Origin of the sequence: Novosphingobium sp. SG751A (assembly GCF_013149295.1) — a bacterium.
Taxonomy (GTDB): domain Bacteria; phylum Pseudomonadota; class Alphaproteobacteria; order Sphingomonadales; family Sphingomonadaceae; genus Novosphingobium.
On record NZ_JABGCB010000001.1, the window covers coordinates 411730 to 430225 of the forward strand.

The 18496-nt window shown below is 63.5% G+C and carries 18 protein-coding genes; 10 read left to right on the forward strand and 8 right to left on the reverse strand.

What is annotated here, in order from left to right:
* Positions 1-17 precede the first annotated feature (17 nt).
* Together FHW96_RS02225 and rsmI are read right to left on the reverse strand one after the other, a co-directional pair.
* Positions 18-389 (reverse strand): YraN family protein, encoded by a 372-nt coding sequence (locus FHW96_RS02225; RefSeq protein WP_172338906.1) that lies wholly within the window; start codon positions 387-389, stop codon positions 18-20.
* Between the two features lie 10 nt (positions 390-399).
* The gene (gene rsmI / locus FHW96_RS02230) at positions 400-1227 is read right to left on the reverse strand and encodes a 16S rRNA (cytidine(1402)-2'-O)-methyltransferase (protein WP_172338907.1); all 828 of its coding nucleotides are present in this window, start codon (positions 1225-1227) and stop codon (positions 400-402) included.
* Between the two features lie 51 nt (positions 1228-1278).
* Here rsmI and FHW96_RS02235 point away from each other — a divergent pair, with 51 nt between their 5' ends.
* The 4 genes from FHW96_RS02235 to FHW96_RS02250 all read left to right on the forward strand — a co-directional run bounded on the left by FHW96_RS02235 (position 1279) and on the right by FHW96_RS02250 (position 6021).
* On the forward strand, positions 1279-2442 hold the full coding sequence (locus FHW96_RS02235) for a penicillin-binding protein activator (RefSeq protein ID WP_172338908.1): 1164 nt from the start codon (positions 1279-1281) through the stop codon (positions 2440-2442).
* A 79-nt stretch (positions 2443-2521) separates the two neighbouring features.
* On the forward strand, positions 2522-4519 hold the full coding sequence (gene parE, locus FHW96_RS02240; RefSeq protein ID WP_172338909.1) for a DNA topoisomerase IV subunit B: 1998 nt from the start codon (positions 2522-2524) through the stop codon (positions 4517-4519).
* 1 nt (position 4520) lies between these two features.
* Positions 4521-5597 (forward strand): acyltransferase, encoded by a 1077-nt coding sequence (locus FHW96_RS02245; RefSeq protein ID WP_172338910.1) that lies wholly within the window; start codon positions 4521-4523, stop codon positions 5595-5597.
* Between the two features lies 1 nt (position 5598).
* On the forward strand, positions 5599-6021 hold the full coding sequence (locus FHW96_RS02250) for a GFA family protein (RefSeq protein ID WP_172338911.1): 423 nt from the start codon (positions 5599-5601) through the stop codon (positions 6019-6021).
* A 21-nt stretch (positions 6022-6042) separates the two neighbouring features.
* Here FHW96_RS02250 and FHW96_RS02255 read toward each other — a convergent pair whose 3' ends face one another.
* Positions 6043-6783: a glutathione S-transferase family protein gene (locus FHW96_RS02255; RefSeq protein ID WP_172338912.1), complete on the reverse strand. Its 741-nt coding sequence runs from the start codon at positions 6781-6783 to the stop codon at positions 6043-6045.
* Between the two features lie 49 nt (positions 6784-6832).
* Between FHW96_RS02255 and FHW96_RS02260 the strand changes: the two genes are divergently transcribed.
* Positions 6833-7714: a DUF817 domain-containing protein gene (locus tag FHW96_RS02260; protein ID WP_172338913.1), complete on the forward strand. Its 882-nt coding sequence runs from the start codon at positions 6833-6835 to the stop codon at positions 7712-7714.
* Here the strand turns inward: FHW96_RS02260 and FHW96_RS02265 are convergent.
* Together FHW96_RS02265 and FHW96_RS02270 are read right to left on the reverse strand one after the other, a co-directional pair.
* The gene (locus FHW96_RS02265) at positions 7708-8931 is read right to left on the reverse strand and encodes an exo-beta-N-acetylmuramidase NamZ domain-containing protein (RefSeq protein WP_172338914.1); all 1224 of its coding nucleotides are present in this window, start codon (positions 8929-8931) and stop codon (positions 7708-7710) included. The genes FHW96_RS02260 and FHW96_RS02265 overlap by 7 nt on opposite strands.
* Positions 8928-9467 carry a DOMON-like domain-containing protein gene (locus FHW96_RS02270; RefSeq protein WP_172338915.1) on the reverse strand — a complete coding sequence of 180 codons (540 nt, stop codon included), beginning with the start codon at positions 9465-9467 and terminating at the stop codon, positions 8928-8930. Before FHW96_RS02270 ends, FHW96_RS02265 begins: the two co-directional genes overlap by 4 nt.
* A 39-nt stretch (positions 9468-9506) precedes the next feature.
* Here FHW96_RS02270 and tyrS point away from each other — a divergent pair, with 39 nt between their 5' ends.
* From tyrS to FHW96_RS02290, 4 genes are all read left to right on the forward strand, one after another.
* A complete protein-coding gene (gene tyrS, locus FHW96_RS02275) occupies positions 9507-10736 on the forward strand; it encodes a tyrosine--tRNA ligase (protein ID WP_172338916.1) in 1230 nt (409 codons plus the stop codon).
* A 122-nt stretch (positions 10737-10858) separates the two neighbouring features.
* A complete protein-coding gene (locus tag FHW96_RS02280; RefSeq protein ID WP_172338917.1) occupies positions 10859-11191 on the forward strand; it encodes a PilZ domain-containing protein in 333 nt (110 codons plus the stop codon).
* 100 nt (positions 11192-11291) lie between these two features.
* Positions 11292-12542 carry an MFS transporter gene (locus FHW96_RS02285; RefSeq protein WP_172338989.1) on the forward strand — a complete coding sequence of 417 codons (1251 nt, stop codon included), beginning with the start codon at positions 11292-11294 and terminating at the stop codon, positions 12540-12542.
* Between the two features lie 2 nt (positions 12543-12544).
* The gene (locus FHW96_RS02290; RefSeq protein ID WP_172338918.1) at positions 12545-13246 is read left to right on the forward strand and encodes a dienelactone hydrolase family protein; all 702 of its coding nucleotides are present in this window, start codon (positions 12545-12547) and stop codon (positions 13244-13246) included.
* On the opposite strand, the gene hisI is transcribed toward FHW96_RS02290, so the two are convergent.
* Positions 13247-13618 carry a phosphoribosyl-AMP cyclohydrolase gene (gene hisI / locus FHW96_RS02295; RefSeq protein ID WP_172338990.1) on the reverse strand — a complete coding sequence of 124 codons (372 nt, stop codon included), beginning with the start codon at positions 13616-13618 and terminating at the stop codon, positions 13247-13249. It abuts the gene before it with no gap.
* A gap of 357 nt (positions 13619-13975) precedes the next feature.
* Positions 13976-14719 carry a ComF family protein gene (locus tag FHW96_RS02300; protein WP_253950683.1) on the reverse strand — a complete coding sequence of 248 codons (744 nt, stop codon included), beginning with the start codon at positions 14717-14719 and terminating at the stop codon, positions 13976-13978.
* 83 nt (positions 14720-14802) lie between these two features.
* Between FHW96_RS02300 and FHW96_RS02305 the strand changes: the two genes are divergently transcribed.
* Entirely contained in the window at positions 14803-15570 is a 768-nt protein-coding gene (locus FHW96_RS02305; RefSeq protein WP_172338920.1) for a methyltransferase domain-containing protein, read from the forward strand.
* 218 nt (positions 15571-15788) lie between these two features.
* Here the strand turns inward: FHW96_RS02305 and ppdK are convergent, their stop codons facing one another.
* A complete protein-coding gene (ppdK, locus tag FHW96_RS02310; protein WP_172338921.1) occupies positions 15789-18452 on the reverse strand; it encodes a pyruvate, phosphate dikinase in 2664 nt (887 codons plus the stop codon).
* Positions 18453-18496 lie beyond the last annotated feature (44 nt).

The following is an 18496-nucleotide window of genomic DNA, read 5'->3' on the forward strand; positions in this document are numbered from 1 at the left end:
TCTATTCTCCAAATGGATCACATCGGCATCCATGCGTTGGCGATGTGGCGCACCATCGCGCCGGGCGCAAGCAGCAGAATATCTATCCGCATGTCATCGCCAGCTTTCTCATACTCCGGCCACAGCAATTCGGCCGCGCGCGCCACGCGGGTCAGACGGCGCTGGTCGATGGCGAAATCGAGGTCGGCCTCGCGGGCGCGCCATTTGACCTCGACAAAAACCACCAATCCGGGCCGGCGCGCGATAATGTCAACCTCGCCGCGCGGGGTTTTCACGCGCTGGGCCACAATCTCAAAACCCTGATCGCGCAACCAGTCGCAAGCCAGAACCTCGCCATGCCGCCCGCGCGCCTCAGCAGCGATGCGGTCGGCCTCGCGTTTCCAGTTCATAGGGGCCAGTTCATTTAAGCGTCAATGCGAGGGCATAAAGCGCCTTGCGATCCAACCCGGTAGCCTTGGCCACGGCGGCGGCGGCCTGGCTGGGCTTCAACTCGCGCAATTGTTCGCGCAGCAGCTTTTCCGCGTCCTCCATGCTGGCCGCCTCGGCCACCGCCGGGCCCACCATCAGCACGATTTCGCCGCGCGGCGGATTGGCGGTGTAATGGTCGATCAGCTCGTCGGGGCTGCCGCTGCGGCATTCCTCGAACATCTTGGTCAATTCGCGCGCCACGGCCACATCGCGCCCCGGCAGAACCTTGGCAATCGCGGCCAGAGCGTCAATCAATCGCGGCGCGGTTTCGTAAAACACCAGCGTCGAGGGCACCACCGCCAGCTCGGCCAGAGCATGTTCACGCGCCTTTTCCTTGGGCGGCAAAAAGCCTGCAAACAGAAACTTGTCCGAAGGCAGGCCCGACAGCGTGATGCCCACAATCGCCGCGCTGGGGCCGGGAATGGAGGTGACGGGAATACCCCGCTCGCGGCATTCGCGCACAAGGCGATAGCCCGGATCGGACACCAGCGGCGTGCCCGCATCCGATACCAGCGCCACCGGCTGCTCCGCCATCAGCGCCAGCAGCCCTTCGCGCGCTCGCTCGTCGGCGTGGTCGTCATAGCGGATCATGCGCTGCTTGATGTCCAGATGCTGCAACAATCGCCCGGTAACCCGCGTATCCTCACAGGCCACCGCCGCCACGTCTCGCAATGTCTCGATCGCGCGCAGGGTGATATCGCGGAGATTGCCAATTGGCGTGGCGACAATATACAGGCCAGAAGAGAGTTTTTGTTCCATAGGTCAGCTTCATAGCAGGGCCGAACGGAGCAAGCCAACAGGACAAAAAAGATGGAACAGCCCGGGGCTCCCGCATACCGCACGCTTTGGCGCAAAAGCCTCGCTCTTGGCGCCACCGCGCTGCTCTCGGCCTGCGCGGTCGTGCCCAAGGCGCCGGTGGAAACGCCCAATGCGCCGCCCCCGCCCACCGCGCAATTGCCCACCGACGAAGGCCGCCATCGCATCGCGCTGCTGGTGCCGCTCTCGGGTCCGGGCGGCGCTGTGGGTCAGGCAATGGAACATGCCACCACCATGGCCTTGCTGGACACCAATGCCACCAAGATCCGCATCACCACCTATGACACCTCGCTGGGCGCGCCGGGCGCGGCGGCCAAGGCGCTGGCCGATGGCAACCGGCTGATTCTGGGGCCGATGCTGGGCGAGGATGCGCTGGCCGTGGCGCAGACGGCGCGGGCGGGGCATGTGCCGGTGATCTCCTATAGCGGCGATGCAGGCGTGGCGGGCAATGATGTGTTTGTGATGGGCACGGTCCCGGCCCAATCTATCGCCCGAGTGGTCAAATATGCCCGCGCGCAGGGGCTGACGCGCTTTGCCGCGCTGATGCCGCTGGGTAATTATGGCGAGCGTGCGGGCAATGCCACGATTGCGGCGGTGCGCGCGGCGGGCGGCACGCTGGTGGGCATGGAAAGCTATGACCGGTCCAAGGGCGCGTTGACGGCGGCGGTGCGGCGGCTGAAGGGGCGCGGAGCGTTTGATGCGGTGGTGATCGGCGATACGGCGGCCATGGCGGCGCAGGCGGCGCCTCTGCTGAAAGTCGCGGCGCCCAATCTGCGCATTCTGGGCAATGAATTGTGGGCCGGCGAAGCCGTGGTGGCGCGCACGCCCGCGCTGAACGGCGCATGGTTTGCCGCGCTTTCCGATCAGCGCTTTGGCCGCTTTACCGAAAGCTATAAGGCGCGCTTTGGCCAATCGCCCTATCGCGCGGCGACTTTGGGCTATGACAGCGTGCTGCTGACCCTGCGCATTGCGCGCGAATGGGCGCCGGGCACCCCCTTCCCCACCGGACGACTGCTCGACCGCGGGGGCTTTCTTGGGCTCGACGGCATCTTCCGTTTCAGCGCCAATCAGGTGATCGAGCGCGCCTTGGAAGTGCGCGAGGCGCGCGGCGGCGTGGTCAATGTGCTCAGCCCCGCGCCCGTCCGCTTCGAGGACTGAGGTTTCAGGGAATTAAGGCGGGGGATTTTGACCGGGCGGCGCTTGCGTTCGGGCGCAACGCCGGTCTAGGCTGTCGTTCATGTCGGACGATCTGTTTGAAACCCCACGCGGCCCTTCGGGCGAGGCTTATGACGGCTCGGCGATCGAGGTGCTTGAAGGCCTTGAGCCTGTGCGCCGCCGCCCGGGCATGTATATTGGCGGCACCGACGAACGCGCGCTCCATCACCTCGTTGCCGAAGTCCTGGACAATGCGATGGACGAAGCCGTGGCGGGCCATGCCAACCGGATCGAGGTTTACCTTGAGGAAGCGCCGGGGGCGGCCGGGCGCATCACGATTGTCGACAACGGACGCGGCATTCCGGTCGATGAACACCCCAAGTTCCCCGGGAAATCGGCGCTGGAGGTCATCCTTTCGACGCTCCATTCGGGCGGCAAGTTTTCAGGTAAGGCCTATGCCACCAGCGGCGGTCTGCATGGCGTGGGGATCAGCGTGGTCAATGCGCTTTCGACGCTGACCCGTGTTGAGGTGGCGCGCAACAAGGAATTGTTTGCGCAGGAATTTTCGCGCGGGCAAACGCTTGGCCCCATTCAAAAGATCGGCGCGGCGCCCAACCGGCGCGGCACGTCGGTACAGTTCACGCCCGACCCGGAAATCTTCGGAGCCGATGCGCGCTTCAAGCCCGCCCGCCTGTTCAAACTGGTGCGCTCCAAGGCCTATCTGTTTGCGGGCGTCGAAATCCGCTGGAAATGCGCGCCCTCGCTGGCCTCCGAGGATGTGCCTGCCGAAGCCACGTTCCAGTTCCCCGGCGGCCTTGCCGACCATCTGGCCGAACAGATCGCCACGCGCGAATGCGTGACCGCCGCGCCCTTTTCGGGCACGCAGGATTTCCCCGGCGAGATGAATGGCCGCGTCGAATGGGCAATTGCATGGCCTTTGTGGTCCGAGGGCGCCTATTCCTATTACTGCAACACCATCCCCACGCCCGATGGCGGCACCCATGAACAGGGCCTGCGCGCGGCGCTGACCAAGGGCATCCGCGCCTTTGGCGAACTGGTGGGCAACAAAAAGGCCAAGGACATCGCGCCCGAGGACGTGGTGACCTGCTGCGAGGCAATGCTCAGCGTCTTTATCCGCGATCCGCAGTTTCAGTCGCAAACCAAGGATCGCCTGACCAGTCCTGAAGCCGCGCGTCTGGTGGAAAGCGCTGTGCGCGACCATTTCGACCATTTCCTGACCGACAATATGGAACGCGGCAAGGCGCTGCTGGGCCATGTGATGGAGCGAATGGACGAACGCCTGCGCCGCAAGGCCGAGCGCGAGGTCAAGCGCAAGACCGCCACCAATGCGCGCAAGCTGCGCCTGCCGGGCAAGCTGACCGATTGCAGCGGCGAAGGCGAAGGGGAAACCGAACTCTTCATCGTCGAAGGCGATTCGGCAGGCGGCAGCGCCAAACAGGCCCGCGACCGCAAGACGCAGGCCATCCTGCCCATTCGGGGCAAGATCCTGAACGTGGCCAGCGCCAGCATGGACAAGATCCGCGCCAATCAGGAAATCGCCGATCTCTCGCTGGCCATGGGCTGCGGGATGCGCAAGGACTGCAACCCGGACAATCTGCGCTATGACCGCATCATCATCATGACCGACGCCGATGTGGACGGCGCACATATCGCCACGCTGCTGATGACCTTCTTCTTTCAGGAGATGGCCGAAGTGGTGCGGCGCGGCCATATCTATCTGGCCCAGCCGCCGCTCTACCGCCTGACCAGCGGCAAGGAGAGCGCCTATGCCCGCGATGACGCGCACCGGGCCGAGCTGGAAAAGACAAAATTCAAGGGCAAGAAGGTCGAGGTGGGCCGGTTCAAGGGCCTTGGCGAAATGAACCCGCAGCAATTGCGCGAAACCACGATGGACCCGGCCAAGCGCAGCCTTGTGCGCATCACCCTGCCGCAGGAATATGAGGACCGCGCGCAGGTGAAGGATCTGGTGGACCGCCTGATGGGCCGCAATCCGGAACACCGCTTTCACTTCATCCAGAACCGGGCCGCCGACATCGATCCGGAAATGATCGACGCGTAATATGGCGACCAAGGCGCATTACGAGGTGCTGGACGGCCTGCGCGGGGTGGCCGCGCTGCTGGTTCTGGTGTTCCATATCAGCGAGATCCTGTCCAAGGGCGTGATGGCCGACAATTGGCTGCCCCATGGCGCGCTGGCGGTGGATTTCTTCTTTGCGCTTTCGGGCTTTGTCATCGCCCATGCCTATGACCGGCGCATGGCCGAGGGGCTGGGGTTTGGCGGGTTTATGCTGCGCCGGTTTGTGCGGCTGCACCCCATTGTGCCGCTGGCCACGTTGATCGGCGCGCTGGCGTGGGTGTTTGCCCCCTTCCCCCATGCGGCCCATGCGGTCGATGGGCGGTTCTGGACGGCGGTGGTCATGGGGCTGGTCCTGCTGCCCTATCCCACGCTGGCGGACCGGGCGGAGGATACCCATTCGCTCGACGGGCCGACATGGACGCTGTTTCAGGAATATATCGGGTCGATCGCCTATGGGCTGGTGCTGCACCGCCTGAGCCCTCGCGTTCTGGCATATTTGCTGGTCCCGGCCGGCGCTCTGCTGGCATGGGGCGCGGTGGCCTATGGCAATCTCTCGGTCGGCTGGGGGTGGAGTCATTGGTGGATGGCCGAGGCGCGACTGGCCTTCCCCTTCATCTTTGGCCTGTTGCTGCGCCGGATCCTGCCGCGCCTGACGCCTTTGCGGATGAGCTTTGGCGGCTTGTCCATCGTGATGGCCATCGCCTTTGCTGCGGGCGTGCCGGGGGGCAAGCCGGGCTGGGCCAATGGTCTGCTCGAATTTGCCTATGTCGCGGTGCTGTTTCCGCTCATCATCCTGATGGGCGCCCATTCGCGGATGAGCGCGGGGATGCGCAAGCTGGCCAAGGCGCTGGGCCGCCTGTCTTACCCATTGTATATCATCCATTATCCCTTCATCTATTGGTATTGGGACATGGCGCTTGACTCGCATCCGCATGACCTCGCCCTCTGGGCGCCGGTGCTTTACATCGGCTCGGTCGCGCTGGGCTGGGCGGCGCTCCGGCTTTGGGATGAACCCTTGCGGCGCTGGGCCACGGCGCGCTGGATTGCCAAGGAGAATTGAGATGACCCATACCGGACCTCATACCGGACAGTGCCTGTGCGGCGCGGTGAAGCTCTCGCTGGCGGGCGCCCCCATCGCCGCGCGCATGTGCTGGTGCCATGACTGCCAGCGGCTGGCCAGCGGATCGGCCACGGTCAACGCCCTGTTCGCGCCGGAAAATGTGACGGTAACCGGGCCGGTGACGCTGCATCACAAGACCGCCGACAGCGGCAACACAGTCGAGCGCGCCTTTTGCAGCGCCTGCGGCAGCCATGTGTTCTCGCGGCCCCTGCTCGACCCGCCGGTGGCCTATCGCATCCGCGCGGGCGCGCTGGACAATCCCGAGATTGCCAAGCCGACCGGCATCATCTGGACCGCAAGCGCCCCATCATGGGCTGTGTTCGACCCGGCCCTTCCGCAATTCCCCAAAGCGCCGCCGGCGTAAATCCAGCGGCGCCTGCGGGCATCAATCCTGCGGGCGCAGCTTTTCCATCGGCACTTCGGCAAACATTTTCTGCACCGCCGGGCGCGCGTTGATCTGGTTGATCCAGCGCACCAGATGCGGCGCGTCGGCCTCGTTCACCATTTCGGGGAAGCTGTAATTCATGCCATTGGCGATGGCGAAATTGCAGATATCGGCCAGCGTGAACATGCCGCCCGCCAGCCATTCATGGTCGGCCAGATGGTCGTTGAGGCGCGTCACCGAAAAAGCGATCTTGCGCATTTCCTCGTCGAGCAGATCCTGCGGGAAGCCCTCTCGCGCGCGGCGCCATTTCACCTGTTGTTCAAAGACGGGAATGCCCTTCACCTTCTCCTCGAACGCCTCATCGCTCAGGCTTTTGACCATATTGCCGACATAGCGGTGCCAGCCGATGGTCGAGACGCACCAGCAGAAATATTCGTCGACCCACTTGGTCCAGATCCGCATTTGCGCGCGGCCATAGGAATCGGCAGGACGCAGCTTGACCTCGCCGGGGTGTTCGTCTTCCAGATATTCGCAGATCACCGTGCTTTCGGTAATCACCTTGTCGCCATCGACCAGCGCGGGCACCTGTCCGCGCGGATTGATGGCCTTGAACCAATCCTGATGATGCTCAAAGATGGCCGGGTTCAGGCGGTGGCCTTCAAAGGGCGTGCCCTTTTCATAAAGGGTAAGCAGCGGCTTCATCGAATTGGCGGCGGGGCCAAAGGAATAGAGTTTGAGCATTGTCCGGGCATCCTCTTGTGCTTTGCGCCGACCTTAAGGAATGTAAGCAATGCATACAAGTGGTGGGGAAAATACCCGTCAGATTCAGCCCATCGGGCCCAGCCGCTTTGCCGCAATCCGCGCACGCATCGAAAGCTTTTCCCCGCGCCCCGGCTGGCGCACATGGGTCTATGAGTTCCTGCTCTTCGGTTTCAAGCAAGGCTGGGCCTGCCTGTTTGGCGGCCTGATGCTGGGGCTGCTGCTGCTCACCCATCTGTTCTATCCCGCCCATGCGGCGCTGGCCCGCTATGATATGCTAACGCTGGCAGCGCTGGGCATACAGGTTGCCATGCTGGCGCTACGGCTGGAAAGCCGGGAAGAGGCGCGGGTGATAGCCGCCTTTCACATCGTGGGTACGGCGATGGAACTGTTCAAGACCGCACAGGGGTCATGGGTCTATCCTGAAGCGGGGTTTCTGCGGATCGGCAATGTGCCGCTGTTCTCCGGCTTCATGTATGCGGCGGTGGGCAGCTATATCGCCCGCGTGTGGCGCATCTTTGATTTCCGTTTCAGCCATTATCCCGATGAAAGGCTGGCGGTACTGGTGGCGGTGCTGATCTATGTGAATTTCTTTGCACATCATTGGCTGCCCGATATCCGCTTGGGCCTGTTTGCAGCGATCGGCCTGCTGTTCTCGCGCACGCGGGTCTATTTCCGGAATTGGCGGGTACATCGCTGGATGCCGCTTTTGCTGGGGTGGTCTCTGGTGGCGGGCTTTATCTGGATCGCGGAAAATATCGCCACATTCGCCAATGCATGGCTCTATCCGGGGCAGCGGCACGGCTGGGTGATGGTTTCGCCCGGCAAGCTGGGGGCTTGGTATCTGTTGATGTATATTTCGTTTGTGCTGGTGGCGCGGCTGCATCGCGCCGCGCCGCCGCGCGATCAATAGAGCAGATAGGGAGCGACTTCCTCCGCCCAGCGCGCCTCGTCCGGCGTGGTGATCGCATCGAGATCGGTCGCGCAAGAGCCTGCATCATCCACCCATTCACGCAGCTCCGGACCACCATTGATGACGTCAATGGCCAGCCGCGTCAGCTCATACTCATAGGGAAAATCGCGCCACAGCGGATAATCGGGATAGAGCCGCCGGATCGCCTTGAAGGCCAGCGCCTGCAAGCGCCATGGGCGGAAGGCTTGGTGATCGTAAAATCCGCCCTCGGCATGGATCATCAGCGCGCTGCACAATTGGCCGACATGCTTGTGGAACGTCGGCGTGAACCAGCATTCGCGCAGGGCGCAACCGGTCATCCATTGCGGGGCGAAGCTCTGCATCTCGGCCAGCACCGCCTTGGCATCCACATCCGGCGCGCCGAAAAGCACCTCCAAAGGCCGCGTCGTGCCGCGCCCTTCGGACAGGTTCGTGCCCTCCAGCATCACCGTCCCGGCATAAGCGCGCGCCATATTGAGGCTCGCGGCATTCGGGCTGGGGTTGATCCAGAGCCGCTCCTCGGGCCAGCCAAAACCGGCCAGACCTGCCCGCGCCGGGGCATCGGGCTGCCAGCCCTCCATTGTGATGACGCGGTAATCAACGTCCAGCTTGAAATGATCGACGAACCAGCGCCCCATCTCGCCCAGCGTCAGGCCGTGGCGCATCGGCATCGGCCCGGCGCCAACAAAACTCTCCTGCCCAGGCAGGAGCGTCAGCCCCTCGATGGGCCGCCCCGCAGGGTTGGGTCGGTCCAGCACCCAGACCGATTTGCCCGTGCCCGATGCGGCCTCCAGCAGATAGAGCAGCGTGGTGACGAAAGTGTAGATCCGGCAGCCAAGGTCCTGAAGATCGAAGAGAAAAACGTCCGCTGTGTCCATCATCGCCGGGGTCGGGCGGCGCACCTGTCCATAAAGGCTGAACACCGGGATGCCCAGAGCGGGGTCGAACTCGTCCTCCGTCTCGACCATATTGTCCTGCTTGTCGCCCTTCAGCCCATGCTGCGGACCAAAGGCGCTGGTCAGGCTCACATCCACGCAGGTGGCCAGCGCGTCGAGACTATGCACCAACCCAGCCGTCAGCGAGGCGGGATGCGCGACCAGCGAAACGCGGCGTCCGGCAAGCGGCGCACGAAGCGAGGGATCAGCGAGCAGGCGGTCAAGGCCGAACAGAACAGTCATGGTGCCTCCGCTGCCGCAAGCTGGAGCGTGAAGCAAGAGCGCTTGTGAAAATCGGGCCGTCCTTCGCCGTGTGCCAGCGCCCAATAGGATTTATGCCCCCCCGCCTCCTCGATCACGGCGGTCAGGCCCGCACAAACCGCGCCATCCAGAATCGCGCGCGGCAGGCGGACCTCGCAGATCGCCTCATCCCCCGCCCGCGCCATGGCGATTACCGGGGCGATTGGCATATCCGCATCATCGCCATCAGCGCGATAATCGGCAAAAGCATAAGTCGCCCAGCGCGAGGAGGGCGAGAAATTGAACTCCTGATAAGTCGTCCCCGCCCGCCCTAGAAACAGCTCAAAACAGGTCGCCTGCCACAGGTCATCCTTGCGCTCCGGCGCGGCGGGCGCGGGCAGCACCAGCCCCCCCGCCCCGCCCACGCGATAGCGCAGCACCAGCGCATCCCCGCGCGCCTCCCATTCCACCCGCAGGGATTTCACCTCCAACGCGGGCGTTTGCGGATGACAGATCAGCGAGAAAGTTCCCAAAGCCAATTCTCCATGCTAGGCGGCAGCTTCAATCAAGAGGCAAACATGACCGAATACAAGTCCGACCTGCTGCGCCTGCTCAACGAGCGGGGCTATATCCACCAGTTGACCGATGCCGCCGCGCTCGATGCGTTGGCCTGTAAGCAGGTGGTGCCGGGCTATATCGGCTTCGATCCCACCGCGCCATCGCTGCACGTGGGGTCGATGGTGCAGATCATGCTGCTGCGCCGTTTGCAACAGGCCGGGCACAAGCCCATCGTCGTGATGGGCGGCGGCACCGGCAAGATCGGCGACCCCAGCTTCAAGGACGAAGCGCGCAAGCTGATGACCGACGAGATCATCGCGGACAATGTCGCCTCGATCCGCCGGGTGTTCGATCGTTTCCTGACCTTTGGTGACGGGCCGAGCGATGCGATCATGGTCGACAATGCCGAATGGCTCGACAAGCTGGGCTATATCTCGTTCCTGCGCGAGGTGGGCCAGCATTTCAGCGTCAACCGGATGCTTTCCTTCGACTCGGTCAAAACAAGGCTGGATCGTGAACAGTCGCTGTCGTTCCTTGAATTCAACTATATGATTCTTCAAGGCTATGACTTCCGCGAATTGTCAAAGCGCTATGGCTGCCGCCTGCAGATGGGCGGGTCGGACCAATGGGGCAATATCGTCAACGGCATCGAACTGACCCGCCGCATGGACGGGGTCGAGGTGTTTGGCGTCACCACCCCGCTGCTGACCACAGCCGACGGCGCCAAGATGGGCAAGTCCGTCAATGGCGCGGTCTGGCTCAACGATGATGCGCTGCCCGCCTATGACTTCTGGCAATATTGGCGCAACACAGACGATCGCGACGTGGGCCGCTTCCTCAAGCTGTTCACCGACCTGCCGCTCGATGAAATCGCCCGCCTTGAAAGCCTTGAGGGCAGCGAGATCAACGCCGCCAAGATCGTGCTGGCCAATGAAGTGACGAAACTGGTGCGCGGCGAAGAAGCCGCCAAGGCTGCCGAAGCCACCGCCAGCGCCACTTTTGCCGGCGGCGGGCTGGGCGCGGATCTGCCCGTGTGGCATGTTCCGGCCGAGGGCTGTACGATCGTCGATGCGCTGGTCGGAATTGGTTTTGCGGCGAGCCGAGGCGAAGCCAAGCGTTTGATCGCGGGCGGCGGGGCCAAGCTGGACGGCGTCGGCGTTAGTGATGAAAATCAGGTCATTAGCCTTGAAAGCGGGGAAATCCGCCTTTCTTCGGGCAAAAAAAAGCACGGGATTCTCAAGGCTCTGTAATGGTCAAAGGGGGCGGCAAGCTCTTGCCGCCCCCACCGGCAGGTTCTTGCCATATTTACCATTTTTTCGCCATTTGTGTCATAAAAGCATCTCCTCACATATATAACGCAGGAGATTGACACATGGCATCAGGGGCACAGCTTTCGGTTACCGAACTGCGCCGCGCCGCGCGCCATCCGGTCAGTTTTCGGGTGGTCGCAGAACACCGGCGCGAAGGCGATGTGATGCTCGACATCGCCAATATTTCAATCCACGGCTTTATGGTCGGCAACAAGGTCGAACTGGGGCGCGGCGAAAGAGTGACGATCCGCCTGCCCGTTGTCGGGCGCATTGAGGCTCATCTCATCTGGTCGACCGATGATCGTTCGGGTTTTCAATTCGAACGCATCATCCGTCAGGATGACTTCACCAACATGATCGCCGCCCTTCAACCCAACCCGCGCCTGCGCCGCTAAATCATTCCGGCCGGGCACAGGGGGACGAAAGGCAGATTTTTCGTTCCCCAAGCACTGGTATCTTGGCAATCGCCCTCGCACCTGCCACATCGGCGCGGTGATGGAGCCAACCAACCCTCTGCAAATCGCCGACTATCGCCGATTTTGGATCGCCCGTTTCCTCTCATGGCTGTCAGGGTCGGGCATGGTGGTCATCATCGGCTATCAGCTTTATGATCTGGCGCGCCAATCCTATGGGATGACCATTGCCCAGGCCTCCTTCATGCTGGGGGTGCTGGGTTTTGTGCAATTCGTGCCGATGCTTCTTTTGACGCCGGTTTCGGGCGTGGTGTCCGACCGGTTTGACCGGCGCAAAGTGGGCGCGCTCTCGGTTTCTGTCGATATGGTCATGGCCTTCACGCTGGCGATCACCACATGGCAAGGCTGGCTCAGCCTGCCGCTGGTGCTGTTTCTGGGCATGGCGCATGGCACGGCGCGGGTGTTTGTCGGGCCCTCGGTCGGGGCCATCGCGCCGATGATCGTGCCGCCCGCACTCTTGCCCCGCGCGATTGCGATGAATTCCATGGCGATGCAGTCGGGCACGATTGCCGGGCCTGCGGTGGCCGGACTGCTGTTTGGCTGGCACCCTTCGCTGTTCTATTGGATGGCCTCTGCGCTGCTGTGCGTTTCGGCGCTGGCCTTGCTGACGATCCGCCCCCTGCCCGCCCATGCCGCCAATCGCGAAACCCATCCGATGCGCATGGCATGGGAGGGCCTCACCTTTGTGCGCGGCAATCCGTTCCTGCTGGGCTGCATTACGCTCGATCTGTTCGCGGTGCTGCTGGCCGGGGCCACAGCGCTGATGCCGGTCTATGCGCGCGACATTCTGCATGTCGGCCCCACGGGTCTGGGCCAGATGCGCGCGGCCCCGGCGGTGGGCGCGGCAGTGCTTGGGGTGCTGCTGTCCATCAAGCCGCTGGAGCGGCGGGTGGGCATCACCATGCTCGGCTCGGTCGCGTTGTTTGGCGCGGCCACGGCGGTGTTTGCCGTTTCCACCAATTATGCGCTGTCGCTGGCCATGCTGGCGGTACTGGGCGCGGCGGACATGATCAGCATGTTCGTACGCTCCACCTTGGTTCAGATGCATACGCCCGATGCGATGCGCGGGCGGGTTTCGGCGATTTCGGGTCTGGCCATCGGCGCTTCCAACGAATTGGGCGAGATGGAATCGGGCATTGCCGCATGGCTGCTGGGCGCGCAGGGGGCGGTGCTGTTTGGCGGCCTTGGCGCGGTGGCTGTGACGCTGATCTGGGCCGTGTTGTTCCCGCAAATCCGCAAAGCCAATCGCTTTACCCCCCAAGAGGATGATTGATCATGCTTGAGCCTGTTTCCTATTCCGACGGCGATGTCTCGCTGACGGGCTGGCTGGCGCGCCCGGCCGGGGTGCCGCGCGCCGCGATCCTGATCTGGCCCACCATCGCCAATGTCGGCCCCGCCATTGAGGCGCGCGCCGCCGCTCTGGCAGAGCAAGGCTATCTGGCCATGATCGGCGATTTCTATGGCGCGCCGGTGGCCAGTTTCGAGGCTTCCTTCCCCATGGCCGAGGCGCTGCGCGGCGATTGGGACCAATATCGCACCCGCCTGCATGCCGCGCTTTCGGCGCTGCGCGCACTGCCCGGTGCCGAAGGACTCAAGGTCGGCGTGATCGGCTATTGCATGGGCGGTCAGGCCGCGCTCGAACTGGCGCGTGACGGGGCCGACATTGCCGCCGCGGTCAGCTTCCACGGCGTGTTCGGCACGCAAAAGCCCGCCGCCCCCGGCGCGGTCAAGGCGCGCATTCTGGTGCTGCATGGCGATGCCGACCCACTGGCCCCGCGCAGCGCCGTCATCGGCCTGTGGGAGGAATTGGACGCCGCCGGGGCCAATTGGCATTTCCACGCCTATGCGGGTGTGCGCCATGGCTTTACCGACCCCGACAGCGATGCGCGCGGCAAGGACTTCCTGGGCTATAACACCAGCGCCGACCGTCAGAGCTGGGCCGCGATGCTCAGCTTCTTTGACGAGATTTTTGCCTGATTAATCGACGCGCTGGAGGGCATCCCCCTCCAGCTTGCGATAGAAGCAACTGCGCGCGCCCGTGTGGCAGGCCGGACCTTCGGGCTTGCACAACATGACCAGCGCGTCCTGATCGCAATCGACGCGAATTTCCTGCACCCGCAGAAAATGGCCCGAGGTTTCGCCCTTGAGCCAAAGCCGCCCGCGCGAACGCGAATGGAAATGGGCCAGTCCCGTCTCACGTGTTTTGTCCAGCGCCTGCGCATCCATGAACGCTACCATCAGGATTTCCCGGCTTTCCGAATCAACCGCGATGGCCGTCAAAAGCCCCTGCGCATCGAAACGCGGCATGAAAGTGGAACCGGATTCGCGCTCGATATTCCCGGCGGACATACGTAAAACTTCCCGTTCAAGGCGCCCCAGCCCTCTGCTGGACGCGGTGATGTTGCGCGATAACCACAACTGGGGGCGAAAATCCACACTTGCGATGATCGCCTCTTTATCTTTGGCCCGAAAAGTTGAAACAAATCGGTCACGGTCTTGAGGGAGATCGTATTGCCAGGCAGCGTAAAGCGCCACGGTTCAGGGAAATGCCAGCCAGCGCTGAAAGAGTGTTGCGCGGTAGAGAAGAGGGTTCAGGTGTGGTGGCCCATCAGGGGGGGACACCAGTTGCGCTGAGAAGCGTCGCCTATCAGTTTCGTCACGTTAACGCCCGGAGGTCTGACCTCCGGGCGTTTTCTTATGGCGCAGTTACGCAAGCTCCTCGCCATGCACGCGGGCGAAACAGGCCACCATTACCCGCGCCGCGCCCGCCTGCTCCAGCGCGGCGATGCAGGCATTGGTGGTCGCCCCGCTGGTCAGCACATCATCGGCCAGAATCACTTTGGCGCCATGCAGGCGCACCTTGCGGCCGGGATGCACGCATATCGCGCCGCTCAGCACCTTGGCCCGTTCCTGCGGCCCCAATCCGCCCAGCATCGGCGTCTTACGCCGCCGCACCAGCGCATCGACCATCGGTCGCGCGCCGGTATGCCGCGCAATCTCCTGCGCCAACAGCGCCGATTGGTTGAACCCGCGCGCCCACAGCCGCCAGCGATGCAGCGGCACCGGCACCACCAGCCATCCGGGCCCGATATCCTGCGCCCTTAATCGTGCCGCCATCAGTCGCCCCATCAGCCCTGCCAGCGCCACCCGCCGCCCATGTTTGAGCGCGATCACCAATTGGCGCGAGGTATCATTATAAAGCGTGGCCGCCGCGACTCCATGATGGCGCGGCGCCTCAACCACGCAGGTGTGGCACAGCAGGCCATCCTCGGTATGAGAGGCCGCCGCGCTGCTCAAAGGGCGCTGGCATAGCCGACACGAAGGATCACCCGGCATCGCAAGGCCCGACCAGCAAGGCGCGCAAAGCCCGCCATGCGCACTCACCCCATCGCCGCATAAGGGGCAGCGCGGAGGGAAGAGCAGGTCGAGAACGGGCGAAAGGCGGCTCATCGACAAAAGTCTAATGGCTGGTTTTGCCGGGGCAAGCACGAAGATCCTTGCAGGCGCGCGACGCAAAAGGCAGGACAGAGGCCATGAGTCAACCTCCTCGCATTTTTGCGCCGCACCGCCGCCTTGCCGCCCGCCGCCGGGCCATAATCCTGCAAAATCAGCCTAATGCTGCACATTACCTGCTCGACGATATGGTTGAAGATGTGCTGGAACGGCTCTCCTTTGTGCAAATGGTGCCGCAGCGGGCGCTGGTGGTGGGCGACTGGACCGGAGCGCTGGCGGCAAATCTGCGCGCGCAGGGGGCCGAGGTGATCGAAGCCGATCCGGCGGGCTTGCGAGGAGCCATCGTGCTGGATGAGGAACAGCCCTATCTGCTGCGCGATTTCGATCTGATCGCCTCGCTGGGCACATTGGATACGGTCAATGACCTGCCCGGCGCGCTGATCCATATGCGACAGGCGCTCAAGCCCGGAGGCGTGATGATCGCCAGCTTTGCCGGGGCCGGGTCGCTGCCCACCCTGCGCGCGATCATGATGGCCGCCGATGGCGACCGCCCCGCCGCCCGGATGCACCCGATGGTCGATGTGCGCGCTGGCGCCCAACTGCTGCAACGCGCCGGCTTTGCCGATCCGGTCAGCGATGGCCGCTCGGTCAAGGTGCGGTTCCGCTCGCTGGCGGGGCTTGTCGGCGATGTGCGCGCGCAAGGATGGGGCGGGGTTTTGACCCAGAACGGCCCCGCCGTGGGCGAGGCCGGTTATGCCCGCGCGCTGGTGGCCTTTGACGAACAGGCCGAGGATGGGCGTGTGACCGAGGTGTTTGAGATTTTGACGTTGAGTGGCTGGAGAAGGTGAAGGGATAGATGCGAGGGTCCAAACCCTCGCGCTCCCGTTACTGTCTGCGTTGCGTGTCGGGTTCGGCGTTTTGGGTCGGACGCGACAATAAAAAGCCTGCGGTGCCTTATCTTGGCGCCGCAGGCTTTTATTCATTCAACGCTTCAGATCAAGCACGCCCCAGTAACGGGATCGCCAAGGGACGAGTCCCTTGGCCCGCCGGAGGCATAAAGCCTGCCTTACCCCAAAGCCGCCTGCGCAGCCGCCAACCGCGCAATCGGCACGCGGAAGGGCGAAGCCGAAACATAATCCAGCCCCGTCTTTTCGCAGAAGGCAATCGAGGCCGGATCCCCGCCATGCTCGCCGCAAATGCCCAGCTTGATACCCGGCAGGGTCTTGCGCCCGCGCTCAGCGGCCAATTCGACCAATTGGCCCACGCCCTCGACATCGAGGCTGACGAAGGGATCGCGCGCATAAATGCCCTGCTCGACATAGGCCGAGAGGAAACGGGCCGCATCATCGCGCGACACGCCCAGCGTGGTCTGCGTCAGGTCATTGGTGCCGAAGGAGAAGAATTTGGCTTCTTCGGCAATCTCGCCCGCCATCAACGCCGCGCGCGGCAATTCGATCATCGTGCCGACGAGGTAATCCAGCACCTTGCCCTTCTCGGCAAAGACCTGCGCAGCGGTGCGGTCCACCAGAGCCTTCAGGATCGAAAGCTCCTTCTTGGTCGCCACTAGCGGGATCATCACTTCGGGCACAACCGCTTCGCCGCTGGCCAGCGCCACATCGACGGCGGCCTCAAAGATCGCGCGCGCCTGCATCTCATAGATTTCCGGGAAGGTAATCCCCAGACGGCACCCGCGATGGCCCAGCATCGGGTTGAATTCATGCAATTCGCCTGCGCGACGCTTGAGCGTTTCCACGCCAATGCCGATGGCGTCCGACAGTTCGGCAAATTCCGCGTCGCCATGCGGCAGGAATTCGTGCAGCGGCGGATCGAGCAGACGGATCGTCACCGGCAGGCCCGCCATGATCTCGAAGATCGCATGGAAATCGGCGCGCTGCTCGGGCAGCAATTTGGCCAGAGCAGCGCGGCGGCCTTCCTCGTCCTCAGCCAAGATCATTTGGCGCACGGCCGAAATGCGGCCCGCGTCAAAGAACATATGCTCGGTGCGGCAAAGGCCGATGCCTTCGGCGCCAAAACTGCGCGCGGTGCGGCAATCCTCAGGCGTTTCGGCATTGGTGCGCACCTTCATCCGGCGGTGCTTGTCGGCCCAGACCATCAGCGTGCCGAAATCGCCCACCAGTTCAGGCTCAATGGTCGGCACGGCGCCGCCCATGATGTCGCCCGTCGCGCCGTCCAGCGTGATGATGTCGCCTTCCTTCAGATCGCGCGTGCCGATCTTCAGAGTGCGGCGGTTCATGTCGATGCTGACCGCACTGGCGCCCGAGACGCAGGGGCGGCCCATGCCGCGCGCAACCACGGCTGCGTGGCTGGTCATGCCGCCGCGCGCAGTCAGGATACCCTTGGCCGCATGCATGCCGTGTATGTCTTCAGGGCTGGTTTCCACGCGCACGAGGATGACGCTGTCGCCGCGCTCGGCCCGCGCCTGCGCCGTTTCGGCGTCCAGCACGATCGCGCCGCTGGCCGCGCCCGGCGACGCGGGAAGCCCCTTGCCCAGATAGTCACGCTCCGCCTTGGGGTCGAGCGTGGGGTGCAGCAGTTGATCGAGCGCCATCGGATCGACGCGGCGAACCGCGCTGGCCTCGTCGATCAGGCCTTCGCCCACCATATCGACCGCCATCTTGAGCGCAGCCTTGGCCGTGCGCTTGCCGCTTCGCGTTTGCAGCATCCACAGCTTGTTGCGCTCGACGGTGAATTCGATGTCCTGCATGTCCTTGTAGTGCTTTTCCAGCAGTTCAAAGACAGCGGCCAGCTCAGTGTAGGCCTCGGGCATCGCCTCTTCCATCGAAAGCGGCTTGGCCCCGGCGCGCTCGCGAGCGAATTTGGTCAGATATTGCGGGGTGCGGATGCCCGCCACCACGTCTTCGCCCTGCGCATTGACCAGCCATTCGCCGTAATAGGCCTTCTCGCCGGTCGCCGGATCGCGGGTGAAGGCAACGCCGGTGGCCGAGGTGTCTCCCATATTGCCGAACACCATCGCCTGCACGTTGACCGCCGTGCCCCAATCGCCCGGAATGTCGTTCAGACGGCGATAGACCTTGGCGCGCTCGCTCTCCCAACTGTCGAACACAGCGCCGATCGCGCCCCAGAGCTGTTCATGCACATCCTGCGGGAACGCGCGGCCCAGCGCCTTTTCGACGATGGCCTTGTACTCGCCAACCAGAGCCTGCCAATGCTCGGCTTCCAGCTCAACATCGGCGTAAAAACCGTTGTCTTCCTTGACGATTTCCAGAGCATCCTCGAACAGGTGATGGTCGATGCCCAGCACCACGTCGGAATACATCTGAATGAAGCGACGATAGGAATCCCATGCAAAGCGCGGGTTGCCCGAACCCTGTGCCAGACCCTGCACCGTTTCGTCATTCAGGCCAAGGTTGAGCACCGTGTCCATCATGCCCGGCATCGAAACCCGCGCGCCCGAACGCACCGAGACCAGCAGCGGATTGGCCGTATCGCCAAACTTGCGGCCCGTGGAGCTTTCGACATGCGCCACGCCCGCAGCAACGCCCGCGCGCAGGTCATCGTCAAAGCTCTTGCCGTTCGCGTTATAGGTGGCGCAAACTTCGGTGCTGATCGTAAAGCCCGGCGGCACCGGCAGGCCGATCCCGGCCATTTCGGCCAGATTGGCGCCTTTGCCGCCGACAACGGTCTTGTCGCGGCTGCGCGGGTCGGTCGAATTGGCGCCACCACCGAAATAGAATACGTATGCAGACATGATTAGACCAAGCCTCCCAGAACGAATCGGCCTTTGTAGTTTCC

Excerpts from the sequence above, each read along its gene's own strand:
- parE (WP_172338909.1), top strand. The coding sequence starts at position 2,522 with ATGTCGGACGATCTGTTTGAAACCCCACGCGGCCCTTCGGGCGAGGCT.
- FHW96_RS02285 (WP_172338989.1), top strand. The coding sequence starts at position 11,292 with ATGGAGCCAACCAACCCTCTGCAAATCGCCGACTATCGCCGATTTTGG.
- FHW96_RS02290 (WP_172338918.1), top strand. The coding sequence starts at position 12,545 with ATGCTTGAGCCTGTTTCCTATTCCGACGGCGATGTCTCGCTGACGGGC.
- FHW96_RS02250 (WP_172338911.1), top strand. The coding sequence starts at position 5,599 with ATGACCCATACCGGACCTCATACCGGACAGTGCCTGTGCGGCGCGGTG.
- FHW96_RS02265 (WP_172338914.1), bottom strand. The coding sequence starts at position 8,931 with ATGACTGTTCTGTTCGGCCTTGACCGCCTGCTCGCTGATCCCTCGCTT.
- FHW96_RS02255 (WP_172338912.1), bottom strand. The coding sequence starts at position 6,783 with ATGCTCAAACTCTATTCCTTTGGCCCCGCCGCCAATTCGATGAAGCCG.
- FHW96_RS02245 (WP_172338910.1), top strand. The coding sequence starts at position 4,521 with ATGGCGACCAAGGCGCATTACGAGGTGCTGGACGGCCTGCGCGGGGTG.
- FHW96_RS02305 (WP_172338920.1), top strand. The coding sequence starts at position 14,803 with ATGAGTCAACCTCCTCGCATTTTTGCGCCGCACCGCCGCCTTGCCGCC.
- FHW96_RS02235 (WP_172338908.1), top strand. The coding sequence starts at position 1,279 with ATGGAACAGCCCGGGGCTCCCGCATACCGCACGCTTTGGCGCAAAAGC.
- FHW96_RS02225 (WP_172338906.1), bottom strand. The coding sequence starts at position 389 with ATGAACTGGAAACGCGAGGCCGACCGCATCGCTGCTGAGGCGCGCGGG.
- FHW96_RS02260 (WP_172338913.1), top strand. The coding sequence starts at position 6,833 with ATGCATACAAGTGGTGGGGAAAATACCCGTCAGATTCAGCCCATCGGG.
- FHW96_RS02300 (WP_253950683.1), bottom strand. The coding sequence starts at position 14,719 with ATGAGCCGCCTTTCGCCCGTTCTCGACCTGCTCTTCCCTCCGCGCTGC.
- rsmI (WP_172338907.1), bottom strand. The coding sequence starts at position 1,227 with ATGGAACAAAAACTCTCTTCTGGCCTGTATATTGTCGCCACGCCAATT.
- hisI (WP_172338990.1), bottom strand. The coding sequence starts at position 13,618 with ATGTCCGCCGGGAATATCGAGCGCGAATCCGGTTCCACTTTCATGCCG.
- ppdK (WP_172338921.1), bottom strand. The coding sequence starts at position 18,452 with ATGTCTGCATACGTATTCTATTTCGGTGGTGGCGCCAATTCGACCGAC.
- FHW96_RS02280 (WP_172338917.1), top strand. The coding sequence starts at position 10,859 with ATGGCATCAGGGGCACAGCTTTCGGTTACCGAACTGCGCCGCGCCGCG.
- tyrS (WP_172338916.1), top strand. The coding sequence starts at position 9,507 with ATGACCGAATACAAGTCCGACCTGCTGCGCCTGCTCAACGAGCGGGGC.